General features: G+C 70.2%; 12 protein-coding genes. 6 read left to right on the forward strand and 6 right to left on the reverse strand.

The features are described 5' to 3' along the window. Positions 1–65: 65 nt before the first annotated feature. The 5 genes from ACWDSL_RS19760 to ACWDSL_RS19780 form a co-directional block, all read right to left on the reverse strand. Positions 66–992: an alpha/beta hydrolase fold domain-containing protein gene (locus ACWDSL_RS19760; RefSeq protein WP_450487035.1), complete on the reverse strand. Its 927-nt coding sequence runs from the start codon at positions 990–992 to the stop codon at positions 66–68. A gap of 55 nt (positions 993–1,047) precedes the next feature. Then, positions 1,048–1,653, reverse strand: coding sequence for a TetR/AcrR family transcriptional regulator (locus tag ACWDSL_RS19765; RefSeq protein WP_450487037.1), 606 nt, complete (start codon positions 1,651–1,653; stop codon positions 1,048–1,050). Positions 1,654–1,838: 185 nt separating this feature from the next. Further along, positions 1,839–1,979 (reverse strand): hypothetical protein, encoded by a 141-nt coding sequence (locus ACWDSL_RS19770; protein WP_450487039.1) that lies wholly within the window; start codon positions 1,977–1,979, stop codon positions 1,839–1,841. A 184-nt stretch (positions 1,980–2,163) separates the two neighbouring features. After that, positions 2,164–4,272 carry a hypothetical protein gene (locus tag ACWDSL_RS19775; protein ID WP_450487041.1) on the reverse strand — a complete coding sequence of 703 codons (2,109 nt, stop codon included), beginning with the start codon at positions 4,270–4,272 and terminating at the stop codon, positions 2,164–2,166. Positions 4,273–4,317: 45 nt separating this feature from the next. Beyond that, positions 4,318–6,762, reverse strand: a complete 2,445-nt coding sequence (locus ACWDSL_RS19780) for a glycoside hydrolase family 2 TIM barrel-domain containing protein (protein ID WP_450487043.1) — start codon at positions 6,760–6,762, stop codon at positions 4,318–4,320. 424 nt (positions 6,763–7,186) lie between these two features. Between ACWDSL_RS19780 and ACWDSL_RS19785 the strand changes: the two genes are divergently transcribed. The 6 genes from ACWDSL_RS19785 to ACWDSL_RS19810 all read left to right on the forward strand — a co-directional run bounded on the left by ACWDSL_RS19785 (position 7,187) and on the right by ACWDSL_RS19810 (position 15,403). After that, complete coding sequence (locus ACWDSL_RS19785; RefSeq protein ID WP_450487045.1) at positions 7,187–8,164, forward strand: quinone oxidoreductase family protein; 978 nt, start codon at positions 7,187–7,189, stop codon at positions 8,162–8,164. Positions 8,165–8,207: 43 nt separating this feature from the next. Continuing rightward, positions 8,208–8,483, forward strand: a complete 276-nt coding sequence (locus ACWDSL_RS19790; RefSeq protein WP_450487115.1) for an EamA family transporter — start codon at positions 8,208–8,210, stop codon at positions 8,481–8,483. A 236-nt stretch (positions 8,484–8,719) separates the two neighbouring features. Continuing rightward, positions 8,720–10,258 carry a family 43 glycosylhydrolase gene (locus tag ACWDSL_RS19795; RefSeq protein WP_450487047.1) on the forward strand — a complete coding sequence of 513 codons (1,539 nt, stop codon included), beginning with the start codon at positions 8,720–8,722 and terminating at the stop codon, positions 10,256–10,258. Continuing rightward, on the forward strand, positions 10,255–11,217 hold the full coding sequence (locus tag ACWDSL_RS19800; protein ID WP_450487049.1) for a formylglycine-generating enzyme family protein: 963 nt from the start codon (positions 10,255–10,257) through the stop codon (positions 11,215–11,217). The genes ACWDSL_RS19795 and ACWDSL_RS19800 overlap by 4 nt, the downstream gene beginning before the upstream one ends. A 46-nt stretch (positions 11,218–11,263) precedes the next feature. Further along, positions 11,264–13,027 (forward strand): sulfatase, encoded by a 1,764-nt coding sequence (locus tag ACWDSL_RS19805; protein WP_450487051.1) that lies wholly within the window; start codon positions 11,264–11,266, stop codon positions 13,025–13,027. 99 nt (positions 13,028–13,126) lie between these two features. Then, positions 13,127–15,403, forward strand: coding sequence for a glycoside hydrolase family 3 N-terminal domain-containing protein (locus tag ACWDSL_RS19810; RefSeq protein ID WP_450487053.1), 2,277 nt, complete (start codon positions 13,127–13,129; stop codon positions 15,401–15,403). A 177-nt stretch (positions 15,404–15,580) separates the two neighbouring features. Here the strand turns inward: ACWDSL_RS19810 and ACWDSL_RS19815 are convergent, their stop codons facing one another. Continuing rightward, a complete protein-coding gene (locus ACWDSL_RS19815) occupies positions 15,581–16,984 on the reverse strand; it encodes a glycoside hydrolase family 30 protein (RefSeq protein ID WP_450487055.1) in 1,404 nt (467 codons plus the stop codon). Between the last annotated feature and the right edge of the window lie 193 nt (positions 16,985–17,177).

The raw sequence follows: 17,177 nt of genomic DNA on the forward strand, positions 1-17,177 counted from the left end.
CCGCCCCCTGCCACGACCGGGCCCCGGCCCCCCGGCCCGCGGCCACCCTTCTCGTGCCTGGTAGATCAGCCCGCGAGCACCGTCGCGAAGAAGTCGAGCGAGCGGTCGACCTCCTTGAGGGACGGGCCGCGGTTCAGGTGGCCGTGCGTCATGCCCGCCGCGAGATACGTCCGCACGGGGACCGACGAGTCCTCCAGTTGCCGGGCCAGCAGGTCGCCGGAGGGTCGCAGGTCGTCGTACTCGGCAAGGACGATGCCGGTCGCGGGCAGGCCGGCCAGGTTCGCGGCGCCGGGCATCGCGGCCGGGGGCAGATCCGTCAGACGACCCACGTAGTTGCGCACCATGTACTCGATGCCGGCCGTAGGGAACCGCATCAGGGCCGGCAGCTCCCGCATGGCGGCCGCCGTCTCGTCGTCCAGGGCTGGGGTCGGGAAGTGCACGAAGGGATAGGCGAGCAGCAGGGCACCCGGGCAGGGCTCGCCCTGGTCGCGGAGCCGGATCGCCGTGGACAGGGCGAGAGCGGCACCCGCGCTCGCGCCCCCGAGAGCGACGGGGCCGGACGGCGTCAGCCCGCTGTCGGCGAGCCAGAGCCATGCGGCGTGCGCGTCGTCGACCGGAACCGGGTAGCGGACGCCGTCCACGGCCAGTCGGTAGTCCACGGAGACGACCAACGCCTGGGCACGCGCGGCGAGTTCGGCGGACACGACGTGCGCCTCCGGCATCTCGAGGTCGCCGCCCATGAACCCGCCGCCGTGCAGCCACAGCAGTGCGCGGCGGGGCTCGGTGCGCGGCGTGTAGATCCGGACGGGGATCTCTCCGTGGGGTCCCGAGACCATGCGGTCCTCGATCGTGAGGTCCGGGGTGCTCCACTCGCGCGGATCGCGGAAGTACTCGGCGAACCGTTCCATGGCCTGCGGGTCGGACTGGGCGTCCTCCCAGCTGAGCCCCTGGAGGAGGTGGAGCTTCTCGGCGAGAAACGGGTCGAGTGGCATGGGCGCTCCCGGGGGTCGGCTCACCAAAAATTCGTCACAATGGGAATGTGGTGCCTCAGTCGGCGGATTTCGTCTCCTGTGCCGACCCGGAGGACAGCAGCCGCGCGAACGACTCGGCGATGGCCGCGATGTCGACAGTGGGATCGTGCATCCACTGGATCTGCAGGCCGTCCAGCACCGCGAGCAGCGCCCTGGCCAGATGCGCGGCGGGCTCGTCGGCCCGGATCACACCGGTTCGCTGCTGTTCCTCGAAGTCCTGCGTGGCCTCGGCGGCCAGGTTGCGGTAGCGGTCGCGAAAGTAGCTGCGCGCGGGGCTCTCCGGATCGGTGGCCGCCGCCGAGAGGGTGACGTACAGCTTGGCCAGCGCGAGGTGGTCGGTGGTGTGGCGCGTGCTCGCCACCATGTTCGCCTCGGGTCCGCCCGTGCCGGCGACCTGCTTGCCCACCACGTCCCGTCGCTGCAACACGGCGAGCAGCAGGTCGTCACGGGTGGGGAAGTAGTACGTCAGCGCCGGTTGCGTCACGCCGACCCGGTCGGCGATGTCCTGCAGGGAGGCTCTTTCTCCGTGCTCTTCGATGGCCTCGTAGGCGGCCTGGAGGATCTGCTCCCGGCGCTCCGCGCTCTTCTTGTAGGGGCCTCGCGGCTTTCGCTCGTTGGTCACTCGGGGCCTCGTGGCTTTCGCTGGTCCGTCACTCGTCAGACCGTACTTCACCTCGTACGTCGACAAGTTGGTTGTGTGGCCGGTGCTCAGAGGCCTGGACGGCCTCGCGGCACCGTCGTGAAGGCACGGCTGGTCGGACGGGCCGGGTGTCGGCGTGTCAGGTCGGCGACACCCGGCCCGTCGGTCTATCCGGCCGTCACCGGCGCGGTACAGGGCAGCGCGTCGACGGCGAAGCCGACCGGTACGGTGATCTCGCCCGGCTCCATGCCCCCGCGACCGCCGGTAAGGGTGGAATGGAACCGCTGGACGGAAGGATCGAGGACCACGTCACCGGCTCCCCCGCGGCGAGGCCCACGCGCGTGAACGCGATCCGCTGCCACACCGGGCGGACCACGGACGCGAACTCGTCGCGCGCGTACAGCGGCACCACCGTCCCTCCATTCGAGTCGCCGGTGTTCGCCACCCTCAAGCCGTACTCGGTTCTCTCATTAGCAGGTGCTGAAGGAACTGTCAGGGCCAGACGGTGAAGCCCTCGTGCCGGACCTGCCAGCCGCCGTCGCGCGGGAAGCCGGGGCAGTCCGCGGCGGCGGAGTCCCAGCCGGCCGCCATCAGGGACACGGCGGCCAGCAGGCCCCCGTTGGCCGGGTTGTAGAGCGGCAGAAGAGCCCCGAACTGCGGATTGTGCCCGACCGCTGAGTAGGCGTTCTTCGGGGTGTCCATGAGCAGGGCGTCCACCGCGAGGTCCGGGCGGCCGACGCGGGTGGCGGTCATGGCCATGGTCGGGAAGTCCCAGCCCCAGGCGGAGTCCCACTTCCAGTCGTCGAGGACGTCCAGGAGCGTCGCCTCCATCACGCCCGCGTCGATGAGCGGGCCGGCCGGGACGACACCGAAGGCGCACAGCAGCGAGGGGTGGTCGTCGCGGCGCAGGTAGGGCTCGGTCGCGACCGCGGTGTAGAGCCCGTCCCTGCGGTGCGGTGCGGCCAGGTGGTCCTGGATGTGCTGCCACCGCTGGTCGCGTTCCTGTCCGAGGCGTTCGCGCCACATCTGCGCGATCTCCAGTCCCCACCACCAGTAGGCGAGTTCGAAGGTGGGGTCCTCGGTGCTCCTCGCGTCGTAGAACTCCTGCGCGGGCATGACGGGCGCCGTCAGATGGAACGCACCGTCGCGCTCCTCGACGAAGGAGGCCATGAACCGGGCCGTCTCCTTGACGAGTTCGGCGAAGCGGGTGACCAGCTCCGGGCGCTTCTCGTCCGGTCGGGCGCGGTGCAGCAGTTCGAGCAGGTACAGCGGGTGGGGCTGTTGCCAGACGAGCAGTGCCCCGATGTCCGAGGGGCTTTCCCGGCCGTCGGGACCCACGTGCTTGGGCCAGCGGGCGCCCTCGTAGCTCTGCCGTCGGGCGGTGGCGCGCGCGGAATCGAGGATGGACAGGTACCAGTCCATGCTGCGTTCGAGCAGTTCGGGGCGGCCCCAGGTGGCGAAGTGGGCCGCGTGCCACCAGTGCATCTCCAGGTGGAACTTGCCGCCCCAGGAGTTGGCGACCAGCCCCGACTCCTGCGGCGGGAGCGAGCCGGAGCTGTTCACGGCGGTCAGGTACTGCGAGAGCAACACGCGGCGCTCCAGTTCCGCGGCCCGCGGATCGGTGCTGCCCGTGAAGTCGACGGCCGCACCGGAGGTCCAGAACTCGCGCCACCAGGTGGCGGCCGCGTCCGCCACGGCCGTGAAGGAGGTGCTGCCGGGCTCGTCGTCCGGGTCCGGCGAGAAGTCTGCCACCAGTTCCAGCGTGTCGGCCGAACTGGTCAGCACGAACTCGTGCGGCTCCGGCGCCGCTGACAGCGTTCCCTCGGTCCAGTCCAGCCGTACGGCGTAGACCGTGTCGTCGAGCACCCGGCGGATACGGACCGCCCGCTCTCCCAGCGTTTCCAGGGTCGACTCGTGCCTGTCGGGCGAGGTCCAGTCGGAGGTCTGGAAGAACCCGTCACTGGCGTAGGGGAACCTCAGGACGACACCGGCGAGGCCGCGCGCCACGAGCTCCGACTCGATACGGAAGGCGACCCGCGCGTGATGCGGGTCGGCGACCGTGGTAACGCGCACCTCCTGACCTGCGTACTCGAAGCTGCTGGTGAGCGTGGACGGCCAGAGGTCCAGCCGCTGGCGGGGGTTGGCGAGCGCCTCGGGGCAGGTCTCCGGCTCCGCCCCAGGGGCGGTACGGAGCTGGAGGCCGATGCGTCCGAGGTCGATCCGCTGCGGGTTGGCGTGCAGCCAGGCCCCGGCGCGGAACTCCTCGGCCGGCTCGCCGCCCATCATCGAGGCCATGTCGAATTTGTCCGGGTACTGCACGGGCCCGCGCGCCGTCTCGTACGTCGTCATCGCGTCGTCGAGGATGAAGCCGTCGGGGTTGGGCATCGAGTGCCATCCCCAGTTCGACATGGTCGCGTTGTGGACGGCGAGCCGCTGCTCGGCGAAGGCCGCGGACTGGTCGTGGTACGCGACGAAGGTCTGCATACCGGTGATGTCGGCGGAGTAGGCGAAATCGCCGTTGCCGACCGTCAGGACGTGGGCGGGGTCGGGGCGGGTGATCTCGATGGTGTGGCGGCGGACGAGGGATTCACGGTCGATCATGGGCACCGTTCCGTTGTTTCCAGCTAGGGGCGGCTCTGCGTGGGGCTATTCGGCCGTGATGACCACGTCCACCGGGTCACATCCCGGCGCGGTCGCGGTGAGACGGATCTCGCCTGCGGCGGTGGGGCGCAGGACGGCCAGGGCGCGCCCCTCGTACGTACGGCGTTCCGTGGTGTCGAACCGCTCCTCGGTCGACGGGTCGGCGCTGCCGAACCCGATCAGTTCACCGGCCCCGGAAACCTCGAGGCTCACCGGCCGGTCGGCCGCGGTGTGACAGGTGCCGTGCCAGTCGGTGAGCGTGAGAGTGACGTACGCCAGGTCGCCGCCCGTCGCCCGCACCACGTCACGATCGGCCTCGGCGGTCAGTCGCACCGGGCCGTTGGCCCACTGCAGGCTGGTGCGGCCGGCCTCGGCGCCGTTCCGATAGGCGACGGCGACCAGTTCCCCGGGCACGTAGACGATCTCGAACTCGGTGCGGAAGCGGTGGTCCGCGCCCACCGGCCGTCGGCCGAACGAGTTGCCGTTGCCGATGAGTTCGACCTCGTCGGCGTCGCTGTAGACCTCGACGGTGACCGGCTTGCCCTCGAAGCCGGGCCAGGTCCAGCTGGAAACGGCATCGCTCCAGGCCCACGGCGACCCGGCCCAGGTCTTCCCGTGGTGCTCGGGCCTGCGGACCGCGAGGTACGGCTCGGCGCGCAGCCCGAAGACGATCTCCCGGTAGTAGGAGGCGGGCCTGCGGTGACCGGTGATGTCGATGTCGCCGCAGCCGGCCACCAGATACGGATACGGGGCGTTGTGGGCCTGCAGCGGCCCGTCGCCCTCGCGGAGGTACTGGGGCCGTCCGATGCCGACCTCGCCCAGGTAGTCCCAGCCGGTCCAGGTGAAGTCGCCGATGACGTGCCCGTACTGCTCGACCAGCTTCCAGTTGCCCTCGATGTGGGTGGGGAAGGTCTCGGTGCCGAGGATGATCCGGTTGGGGAACAGGTCGCGGTCCAGGGCGTAGCGGGCCTCGGCGTAGTTCATACCGGCGACATCGAGGAGGGCGAAGGACTCTGCCGTACGCTCGGTGACCAGTTCTGAGGAGCTGACCGTGTTCATCGCGTCGCCCGCGTCGGCCATGAGGGTGTTGATGCCGGCACCGTTCTCCGCCGCCTGCTCCATCCACTGCTGGTGCAGGGCGCTCAGCTCGCTCATCACGGCGAGCATGCCGTTGACGGCGTTAGTGACGTAACGCGTGGGGTCCAGGGAGCGGACCTTCTCGGCGAGCCTGCGGCCCCACGCGGCGCCGAAGGGGGAGCCGGTCTCGGGGATTTCGTTGCCGATCGAGTACATGATGACGCTGGGGTGGTTGCGGTCCTTGGCGACCATCGCCTCGATGTCGCGCTCCCACCACTCGGGGAAGTTGAGGCTGTAGTCGAACTCGCTCTTGGCGGAGGTCCACACGTCGAACGCCTCGTCCACGACGAGCATGCCCAGGCGGTCGCAGGCGTCCAGCATCGGCTTGCTCATCGGCTGGTGGGAGATGCGGATCGCGTTGAACCCGGCCTCCTTGAGGATCCGCACCCGGCGCTCCTCGGCGCGGGCGTAGGTCGCCGCGCCGAGCACTCCGTTGTCATGGTGGACGCAGGCACCGCGCAGCTTCACCGTCTCGCCGTTGAGGCGCAGACCGTACTCGGGATCGAGCTGGAGCGTACGGATACCGAAGGCGACCGTTTCCTCGTCCACATCGCCGAGGGTCACCTGGCAGTCGTAGAGGGACGGCGACTCGGGAGACCACAGCGCCGGGGCGGAGACGTACAGACGCTGCCGGACCGTGGCCGGCTCACCCGGCAGAACGGTCACCTTCGACATATCGCTCGCGACGACGGCTCCGGACGCGTCCCGTACCTCCGTGACGACGGGGACCGTACGCACCTCGATCGAGTCGTTGGCCACCTCCGTCGCGACCTCGACCACGGCGCGCGAGCCGTCGATGTCGGGCGTGGTCACCCGGACGCCGTCAGGGGCGATGCGCACCACTTCGCCCACGAGGAGCCAGGTGTCCCGGTAGATGCCCGCGCCTGTGTACCAGCGTGAATCCCGGTGGGCGCGGGCCTCGACGCGGATCTCGTTGTCCTCGCCCAAGCGCAGGAAGCGGTCGGCGTCGATGCGGAAGTGCGAGTAGCCGTAGGGCCGTTGCCCGGCGTAGTGGCCGTTGATGTACACGGTCGCGTCGCGGTACACGCCCTCGAACTCGACGAAGATCCGCTTGCCCCGGTACTCCTCCGGGACGGCGAAGGTCTTGCGGTACTCGAAGACCCCGCCCGGAAAGTAGGCGCCCGCCGCGCCCTCCATCGTCACCTCGCCCTCCGGAGCGGTCCGCTGCTGCTCGATCATCGCGTCGTGCGGCACCGTCACCGGCCGGAAGGGGACCACGGGACCTGAGAGTTCGGCGAAGGGGTTGACCTTGGGCCGGACCTGCCAGCCGTCGTTGAAGGACGTGCGGATCATGTCGACTCCATGAGTTGGCGGCTCGCCACCGCGGGGGCCGTGCAGGCAGCCCGGCGGGACCGCGGCGCCCCCGCCCGGGGTGACCACGGCGTTTCGGTAAGCCAAAATCTACCATCTAAAAAAATTGGCCACCAGGGTGAACCTTCGCCGCCGGGATCAGCCTCGACCGATGCCCCGTCACGGTCGACAACGCCACGTTGCCCCCGCCGCCGCAATGGTGCACGCGGTCGGCGTCAACAGCCATGAACAGGGGTGAGCCCTTGAGCTCACCTGCCGGCCGCAGCAGAACCACACCTTCCCGGCCCCGCCCCTCCTGACCACTGCTGCGAATTTAAAGCGGGCGCTTGCAAAGTGTTCGACGAATACCTTACAGTCCCAGTGTTCGCTTCCCATTGAACACCCTGCCGAAAGGCGCGTCCCCCTGATGCGTGCAGTCGAGTTCCAGGAGTACGGCGGCCCCGAGGTGCTGCAGGTCGTGCAGGCCGAGACCCCCGAACCGGGGCCAGGACAGGTGACCATCGACGCCGCGTACGTGGGCGTGAACTTCGCAGACCTCAAGGCACGCGCCGAGGGCTACCGGGTGCGGTCGCTGCCGTTCCGCCCCGGCCTGGAGGTCTCCGGGCGGATCCGGGCCGTCGGTGACGGCGTCGAGGGCCTCACCCCGGGCCAGGAGGTTGCCGCCCTGGTCGGCAGCGGCGCCTACGCCGAGGTGGTCGTCGCCGACACCGCCACCGCCTTCCCGCTCCCCAAGGGCCTGGATCTGCGCACCGCGGCCACCCTGCCCACCGTGGTGCCGACCGCGCACGCCCTGCTCCACGAGGTGGGAGGGCTGCGCGCGGGGCAGACGGTGCTCGTGCACGGCGCGGCGGGCGGCATCGGCACGGTGGCCGGCCAGCTGGCCCGGGCGGCCGGCGCCGCGGCGGTGTACGGCGTGGTCTCCTCGTCGTCCAAGGCCGGGCACGCGCTCAAGCACGGCTACGACGAGGTGTTCACGGCCGACACCTTCGACAACGACGCGCGCCGCGCCACCGCGGGCCGGGGCGTCGACCTGATCCTCGACCCGGTGGGCGGGGACACGCTGCGCCGCGGCCTCGACGCCCTGGCCGTCCACGGACGCCTGGTGTCCTTCGGCAACGCGAGCGGAGCCGAGCCCTGGCATGTGGGCCAGCCCGAACTCTACGCACGCGGCCTGTCCGTCGGAGGCTTCTCCATCCTGGCCCTGGCGCAGTCCGCACCCGAGGCACTGCGCGCCCTGGCCGAACGCGCCTTCCGCACTGTCAGCGACGGCACGGTGAACCTTCCGGTCACCGCGGAGTTCGCCCTGTCGGACGCGGCCGGGGCCCACCGCCTGATGGGCGGACGCACCTCGACCGGCAAGCTGCTGCTCCGCGTGGCCGACTGAGCGACTGAGCGCCGCCGCACCACCGCACGACACAACAGGAACCCTGGAAGCGCTACGCCGCATCCCGCCTCGCGTGTTCAGCGTGCTCACGAGCCTGGAACCGGCCGCCGGCGCCCTGTTCGGTCTCCTCGTCCTCGGCCAGCACCTCGCCTGGCCGCAATGGCTCGGCATCGCGACGGTCGCCTGCGCCTCCGTCGCGGCCACCCTTCTGGGGGCCGGGCAGTCCCGGAAAGCGGAGGTGAGCGCGCAACACGGGCAGGCCGAAGGCGCTGGCACGACCAAGGCGGACAGCGACCTTACGGCGGTACGCGTCGAGTAGCCCGCACAGGAACGGGCGCGCCCGCTCGGCCCCTCGGGGAGGGGACGGCCGGGTCGCCCCCGCACCCGCGTCGACAGCGCGGATCCCACCGCCCTACACCTCGTGACCTCGGCCTGCGTGCCCAGAATGTTTCCACCGCAAAAATCTACCGTTTAAAAAAATTAGCGACTAGGGTGAGCCCAAGGCCCTCGTCGCACGGGCCCGAGCGTAAAGGCGAGTTCCACGGAGGTCCGTACATGGCCGTCAACGTCAATCCGATCGTTCCCGGCTTCCACCCGGACCCCTCCATCTGCCGGGTCGGTGCGGACTACTACCTGGTGACGTCGAGCTTCGAGTACTTCCCGGGCGTCCCCGTCTTCCACAGCCGCGACCTCGTCCGCTGGGAGCAGATCGGCAACATCCTCGACCGGCCTGGCCAGTTCGATGTACGGCCGGGCCGGGAGGGCGCCAGCGCCGGCATCTACGCGCCCACCGTACGCCACCACGACGGCGAGTTCTGGATGGTGACCACCAACCGGGAAACGCTGATGGACGGGCACCTCATCGTCCGCGCGAGCGACCCCGCGGGGCCGTGGAGCGACCCCGTCCGCACCACCGGAGCGATCGGCATCGACCCGGACCTCGCCTGGGACGAGGCCGGCACCTGCTACCTCACCTGGTCGTTCCCGGGCGGTATCCACCAGGCCGTCGTGGACCCCGCGACCGGCAAGCTGCTCTCCGAGCCCGGTCTCATCTGGAGTGGCACGGGCCTGGCCCACACCGAGGGACCGCATCTGGTCCGGCGCGGTGACTTCTGGTACCTTCTGGTCGCCGAGGGCGGTACCGGCCCGGGGCACGGTGTGTGCGTGGCACGGTCACACTCCCCCTCCGGCCCGTGGGAGCCGCATCCGGGAAACCCGATCCTCTCCCATCGCAGCATCGAGCATCCCGTGCAGAACGCCGGCCACGGTGACCTGGTCGAACTGCCGGACGGCTCCTGGGCGATGGTGCACCTGGGTGTGCGGCCGCGCGGGTCATTCCCCGAGTCCCATGTCAACGGGCGCGAGACCTTCCTGGTCGGCGTGGACTGGGTGGACGACTGGCCCGTGATCGTCGAGGACCGGTACACCGTTCCCGAGGCGCCCACCGCCTTCACCGACGACTTCGGCACACCGCAGCTGCACCCCCGGTGGATCGCGCCGGGGACCGACCCCCGCTCCTTCGCGATCCCGCGGCCGGGCGAGGGGCTTCGCCTGCTCGCCGGCCGGTCGCCCGTCGCGCGGGAGGCCGAGCGGCTCCTGGCCGCCCGGCCCCGCGACGCCGCCTGGGACGTGACAGCCACACTGCCCGAAGGGGACGCGGCGCTGGTCGTGCGCATCGACGACGCCCACTGGGCCGCGGTAGAGCGCTGCAACGGCACCCTCTCGGCCCGCGTGGTGATCGGTCCGCTCGACCAGGTGCTCGGTACGGCGGACGGCGTCCCGGCGGACCGCCCCCTGGCCATACGCGCGACCGCCAACACCGAGGCGTACAGCTTCGCCAAGGGACCGGACGACCTCCACCTCGGCTACCTGGCCGACGACGGGTTCCGCACCCTCGCCACGATCGACGGACGCTACATCTCGACCGAGGTCGCCGGCGGATTCACCGGCCGTGTGATCGGCGTCGAGGCCCTTGGCAGCGACGCCCTGCTGACCCGCTTCACCTACGAGCCACAGCCGGTTCCCGCAGCCGCTCCCCCGGCGCACCCTGACGGTCCCGACTCATCCGCCCCGACTATGAACCCCGCGCCATGACCCAGCGTTCGCCCGCGCGCCCCGCCTGCTGCGCTCCACCGACCGGCGGGCGAGCCGGCCGCGCCACGGAGATCCCGACACCTGCCCGGTCCGGTTCCCTGGACGGCATGGTGCTGCTGCCCGCTGGGGAGTTCCTGATGGGCACGGATGACGCCGAGGGCTTTCCGGAAGACGGCGAGGGGCCGATCCGGCCGGTACGCCTCAGTGCTTTCCACATCGACGCGCACGCCGTGAGCAACGACAAGTTCGCGGAGTTCGTGGACGCCACCGGCCATGTCACCGAAGCCGAACGCCTCGGCTGGTCCTATGTGTTCGCCGGTTTCCTCCCCGCCGCACTGCGCCGCGTAGCGCCCCGACCGCGCCGGACACCCTGGTGGTGCGGTGTGTCCGGGGCGCGGTGGGACCGCCCCGAAGGTCCCGGCAGCACGCTCGACGGCCGCGGGGACCATCCGGTGGTGCACATCTCCTGGAACGACGCCGTCGCCTACGCCGCGTGGGCGGGCAAGCGCCTGCCCACCGAGGCCGAGTGGGAGTACGCGGCACGCGGCGGCTTGGAACAGAAGCGCTACCCGTGGGGGAACGAACTCGACCCGGACGGCGAGTACCGCTGCAACATCTGGCGGGGCATCTTCCCCACCAAGAACACCGCCGCCGACGGCCACCGCGGCACCGCGCCGGTCGACGCCTTCCAGCCCAACGGCTTCGGTCTCCACAACACGTCCGGGAACGTGTGGGAGTGGTGCGCCGACTGGTGGTCCACCGACCACCCGGCGCCCGGAGCACGCGACCCGAAGGGTCCCGCCACCGGAACGGACAAGGTCATCCGCGGCGGCTCCCACCTGTGCCACACGTCGTACTGCAACCGCTACCGCGTCGCCGCGCGCACCGCGAACACACCCGACGGAGCCAGCGGGCACACCGGGTTCCGCTGCGCCCGGGACGCCGACATCCCCGTATGACCAGCGGAGTCACCGCTCCTGCCGGCCGCAGAAGGAGTACCACGGCATGAAAGCCATCATGGTCATGTTCGACAGCCTCAACCGGCACATGCTGCCCTCCTACGGCTGCGACTGGACCCACGCCCCCAACTTCGCGCGGCTGGCCGAGCGGAGCGTCACCTTCGACAACTGCTACGCGGGATCGATGCCGTGCATGCCCGCGCGACGTGAGATCCACACCGGCCGGCACAACTTCCTGCACCGCAGCTGGGGCCCGTTGGAGCCGTTCGACGACTCCATGCCCGAACTCCTCAAGCGCGCCGGAGTGTACACACACCTGGCCAGCGACCACCCGCACTACTGGGAGGACGGCGGAGCCACCTACCACGGCCGCTACAACACCTGGGAGTTCTTCCGCGGCCAGGAAGGTGACCCCTGGAAGGGACACGTCGCCGCGCCGGCCATCCCCGAGGACATCAAGGAGATGCGGTCGGAGGGCTACCGCCAGGACTGGGTGAACCGACAGTACATGCGGACCGAGGACCATCACCCGCAGACCCTCACCTTCGACGCCGGTCTGGCATTCCTGCGGACCAATCACGCCGAGGACCGCTGGTTCCTCCAGATCGAGACCTTCGACCCGCACGAGCCGTTCTTCAGCCACCAGCGGTACAAGGACCTCTATCCGCACGACTACGACGGCCCGCACTTCGACTGGCCCGACTACCGGCAGGTCACCGAGACGGACGAACAGGTGCGGCACGCCCGGCTCGAGTACGCCGCCCTGCTGTCCATGTGCGACCGATCACTCGGCCGCGTCCTCGACCTGATGGACGAGCTGGACCTGTGGACCGACACCCTGCTGATCGTCAACACCGACCACGGTCTGCTCCTGGGCGAGAAGAACTGGTGGGGCAAGTCCGTCCAGCCCTGGTACAACGAACTCGTCCACCTCCCCCTCTTCGTCTGGGACCCCAGGACGGGCGCCGCCGGCGAGCGCCGCGAAGCCCTCGTCCAGACCATCGACCTCGCCCCTACCCTGCTGGACTTCTTCGGCGTGGACCGGCCCGCCGACACGCAGGGTGTCCCGCTCCCGGTGGCCGCCGACGAGCCGGTGCGCGAGGCCGGCCTGTTCGGCATCCACGGCGGGCACGTCAACGTCACCGACGGCCGCTACGTCTACATGCGCGCTCCGGCGTCCGAGGACAACGCCCCCCTGTTCGAGCACACCCTGATGCCGACGCATATGCGCGGCCGCTTCACGCCCGACGAACTGGCCGACATCGAACTCGCCGAACCCTTCACCTTCACCAAGGGCGTGCGCACCGTCCGGGTGGCCGGGCGGACCTTCTTCAACCCCTTCCGGTTCGGCACCCTCCTGTTCGACCTGCACACCGACCCGGAACAGCTCACCCCGATCGTCGACGACATGGTGGAGCTGCGCCTGGCGAACCTGCTCCTGGACCTGCTGCGCGCGAACGACGCCCCGCCCAGCCAGTACGACCGGCTCGGCCTGCCCGCCGAAGGACCGGCGACCGAGGCCCACCTCCTGGTGCGGGCGCAGCGCGGACAGGCCGAGCAGGCGGCGGAGCCCCTGCCCCGCCCCGAGGACTACCCCGCCGGCCGGTTCAGCCTGCGCACACCGCTCGCCGCCCTCGTCTCGGACCCGGTGGCCGTCGAGGTGCTGCGCACCCACGCGCCCACCCTCGTCGACACCGAACTCCTCCAGATGATCGGTACGACCTCGCTGATCTCCATCGCGGCCATGTCAGGCGGTTCGTTTCCGAAGGAAACGCTCCGGACGCTCGCGGAGGAGCTCGCGGCGCTCTGAGCGCGCAGCCCGGCCCCATGCGCCGCCCCGCTTACGACCGCCGAAGCGCGCCGCCCGATTTCCGACTGCTCACGCGACCTACAGAATCCGAAGGAAGCCATGACCGATCTGCTCTACCGCGATGCCGGCCTGCCCGTCGAGGAGCGTGTCGACGACCTGCTGTCCCGCATGACTCCCGCGGAGAAGGCCGGACAGCTCACGATGTACTTCTACTTCGGCAACGGCGAGCCCTTGCCGGAGGGCTTCGACATCGAGTCCCTGCCGCCCGAGCACCGCATCTACATCGACCAGCCCCGCAAGGTGGAGGCCGCGGTGGCGCACGGCGGCGTCGGCGGCCTGCTCTTCGTGAGAGAACCCAAGTTGGCCAACCGGCTGCAGCGCGGCGCGGTGGAGGACAGCCGCCTCGGGATCCCGCTGCTGTTCGGCTACGACGTGATCCACGGGCTCCGTACGATCTTCCCGGTGCCGATCGCGCTCAGCGCGACCTGGTCCCCGCAGGCCATCGAGGCCGCGCAGACGGTCGCCGCGCGGGAGGCCCGCGCGTCCGGCATCCACTGGACCTTCGCGCCGATGATCGATATCGCCCGCGACGCGCGCTGGGGCCGCATGATAGAGGGCTCCGGCGAGGACCCGGTGCTCACCGCGGCCGTCGCCGCCGCACAGGTGCGGGGATTCCAGGGCAGCCTCGGCCCGGACCGCGTGCTGGCCGGACCGAAGCACCTCGCCGGATACGGCGCGGCACGCGGCGGCCGGGACTACGACGACGTGGACATCTCCGACTCCGAGCTGTGGAACGTCTACCTCCCGCCCTTCAAGGCCGCCATCGACGCCGGCGCCGCCAACATCATGAGCGCCTACATGGACCTCAACGGCGTCCCGGCCTCCGGCAACCGCCGGCTGCTGACCGACGTGCTGCGGGACGCGCTGGGCTTCGACGGCTGGGTGGTCTCGGACGCCAACGCGGTGCGGTCGCTGGAGACCCAGCACTTCGCGCGGGACCAGAAGGACGCCGCCGCGCGTGCGCTGCACGCCGGTGTGGACATGGAGATGGCCGCCTTCGACCCGGCGTACGACAACCTGCCGCAGGCGCTCGCGGAGGGGAAGGTCGGCACGGAGGAGCTGGACCAGGCGGTGCGTCGCGTGCTCACCGCCAAGTTCCGCATGGGCCTGTTCGAGAAGCCGTTCGTCGACGAGGACGCCGCGCCGGCGATTCTCGCCGAGACCGCCCACCGGGAGCTGGCGCGTTCGGCGGCGGAGCAGTCGATGGTGCTCCTCAAGAACGACGAGGGGACCCTGCCCCTGGAGGCCGGGAAGCCGGCGTCGGTCGCCGTCATCGGCCAGCTCGCCGACAGCAAGCGCGACACGCTGGGCCCCTGGGTCTTCGGCCACGACAACGAGGAGACCGTGACCGTCCTGGAAGGACTGCGGGAGCGCCTCGGCGACGGCGTCCGCGTCGAATACGCCCCCGGCGCGGGCATCGCCGAGCGGGTATTCCCGACTCCGTTCGACCAGATGGACGAGACGGTCGAGAAGACCCCCGCGGACTGGGACGACGACGCCGAGATCGACCGGGCCGTCACCCTCGCCGCCGGGGCGGACGTGGCGGTCGTCGTGGTCGGCCAGCGGCAGAACCAGATCGGCGAGAAGGCGTCCACCTCCACCCTCGACCTCCCCGGCCGCCAGCTCGAACAGCTCCAGCGGATCACCGCCACCGGCACCCCGGTCGTCCTCGTCGTGATGAGCGGCCGTCCAGTGGACCTGCGCTGGGCGGACGCGAACGTCCCGGCGATCGTGCAGGCCTGGTACCCGGGGACCCGAGGCGGCGAGGCCGTCGCCGCTCTGCTCCTCGGGGACGTCTCCCCCGCCGGACGCCTGCCGTTCACCTGGCCCCGCCACGTCGGCCAGCTGCCGCTGGTGTACGGGCACTACCGGACGTTCGAGCCCGACGAGCAAGGCACGCGCTACTACGAGGAGGAGAGCACCCCGCTCTACCCGTTCGGGCACGGCCTGACCTACGGGGAGTTCGAGTACGCGAACCTGCGCGTCGACAGTACGTCGATCCCGGTGGGCGGGACGGCGAAGGTCTCCGTGGAGGTCACCAACACCTCCGCCCGCACCGCCGACGAGGTGGTCCAGCTCTACACGCACCAGCGGTACGGCACCTCGTCCCGCCCGGTACGCGAGCTCAAGAGCTTCGAGCGCGTGACGCTCGGCGCGGGCGAGTCGGCCACCGTGACCTTCGAGCTCGGTCCGGACCAGTTGCGCTACTGGTCCGCCGCCACCGGCGACTTCGTCCAGGACGCTACGACGCTGGACATCTGGGTCGGGGGCAGTTCCGCGGCCCGGCTCAGCACCAACCTGGACGTGACCGCGTGACTGTGTGACCGCCCGTCGGGATGGCGCGGATGCCCACCGCTCCCCCGTCGGGCGCTCCGCGCATGACCAGCGCCCGCGACACCCGGACCCGAATGTCCCGTGCTCGCCTGCGACCGGGCCCCGGCCGCGCAACGTATGCGGCCGGGGCCCGGTCGTTCAGGGGTCGGTCGAGTCCCGTCAGCCGGCCGGCGGGACGACGAACGTGTTGAACGAGTCGGCCGGGAGGGTGGCCTTCAGCAGCCGGTCGCCGATCATCACGTTGATCTCGTCGTCCTGGGCGAGGTCGTTGTGGACGACGACCACGAAGCTCCCGTCCGGGTTGGCGAAGGTGAGCAGGTTCTCGTACCCGTTCAGGGTGGCGGTATCGAAGACACGCGCACCCGGCCGCACGAACTGCGAGACATGACGCATCACGTAGTACTCGTGGTTGAGAGTGTACGTGCCTGTGGCTGTGTCGACCGTGACGAGTGAGTTCTGCCTCCAGCCCCAGGTGCTCACGGCGTTCTCGTCGAGTGCGAGGTTCCAGTACATGTAGGCGTTCGCCCCGTTGTGGAGGTAGTGCCTTATCTGCGACCACGCGTACCGGCAGTGCCTCCAGTCGTTGCGGCCGTCACCGCACTCCTGCTCCGTCTGGTAGATCCGCATCTCGGGATGGCGGCTGCGGAACGCGGCGACAGCACGCTTGCCCTCCCACTGGAAACCCGCCCCGCTGAGGAACCCGGCGGCCGTGACGTCCTTGAACAGAGGCTCCAGCAACGCTTCGTCGCCGCGTTCCAGCGTGCCGGCGAACACCTCCACCCCACGCCGCCGCATCTCCGGCCCGAGGTGCCGGACGAAGCGCACCAGCCCTTCGGGAGTCCAGGTGCAACTCGGGAACGGCTGTGGCGAGTTGAACTCGTTCTGGGGCATGACCATGCCGATGGAGATGCCCTCCGCCCGGTAGGCGTCGATGAACCGGCCGAAGTACGCCGCGTAGGTGGCCAGGTAGCGGTCGTCGAGGTTCATCATGTCGGTGCCTTCCCGGCCTTCCTGCTCGGGACGCAGGCCGTTGGACACGCCGACGAGGTGCGGCGGCGGCATGGCCCCCGCATAGTGCTGGTTGCTCTTCAACCACGAAGGCGGGCTCCACGGCGACGCCCAGAGGCGGAGATCGGGCCGATGCGCCTGTGCCGCTCGGATGAAGGGGACGAGGGTGTCGAGGTCTTGGGCGATGCTGAAGTGGTCGAGTGCGAAGTCACCGTCGACCTCGTCGTAGGAGTACCAGTCCAGAGCGAAGTCGCTCGCCCCGATCGGCATACGGCACAGCGCGAAGCCGGCGCCCTCGTCAGGTGCGAACAGCAGGCTCAGGACTTCGTTCCGCTGTGCCTTGTCCAAGGCGCTCAGAGCCTTCCAGCCCTGAGCGCTGAAGCAGGCTCCGAACCCCTCGACGGACTGCGCCGGGGCATCGAGCCGGACAAACGCGTCGGGCATGGCGGTGATGGGTCCGATCGACGCGCCCTCGCGCGTCTGCCACGGCAGATCCGACGTCGTCACGATCCAGGTGACGGCTGGTTCCGGTGTCATGTCATCGCTATCGCTCATGGAGCTTTCTCCCTGCATCTGGACTGAGTAGCCCGGGCGGTCGCCGCAACGTTTCTCCGCCCAAAATCTATCACTGCCAAAAATTGAAGCCGGTGCCACGCGCCCACTCACATGCCATCCCGTATATGCAAATCAACCCATTGCCTTAACGCCCTTGACGCCCAGCTGAAGCAGTCCCTGGCTGTCAGGCGGG

The organism is Streptomyces sp. NPDC000941 (assembly GCF_053599555.1).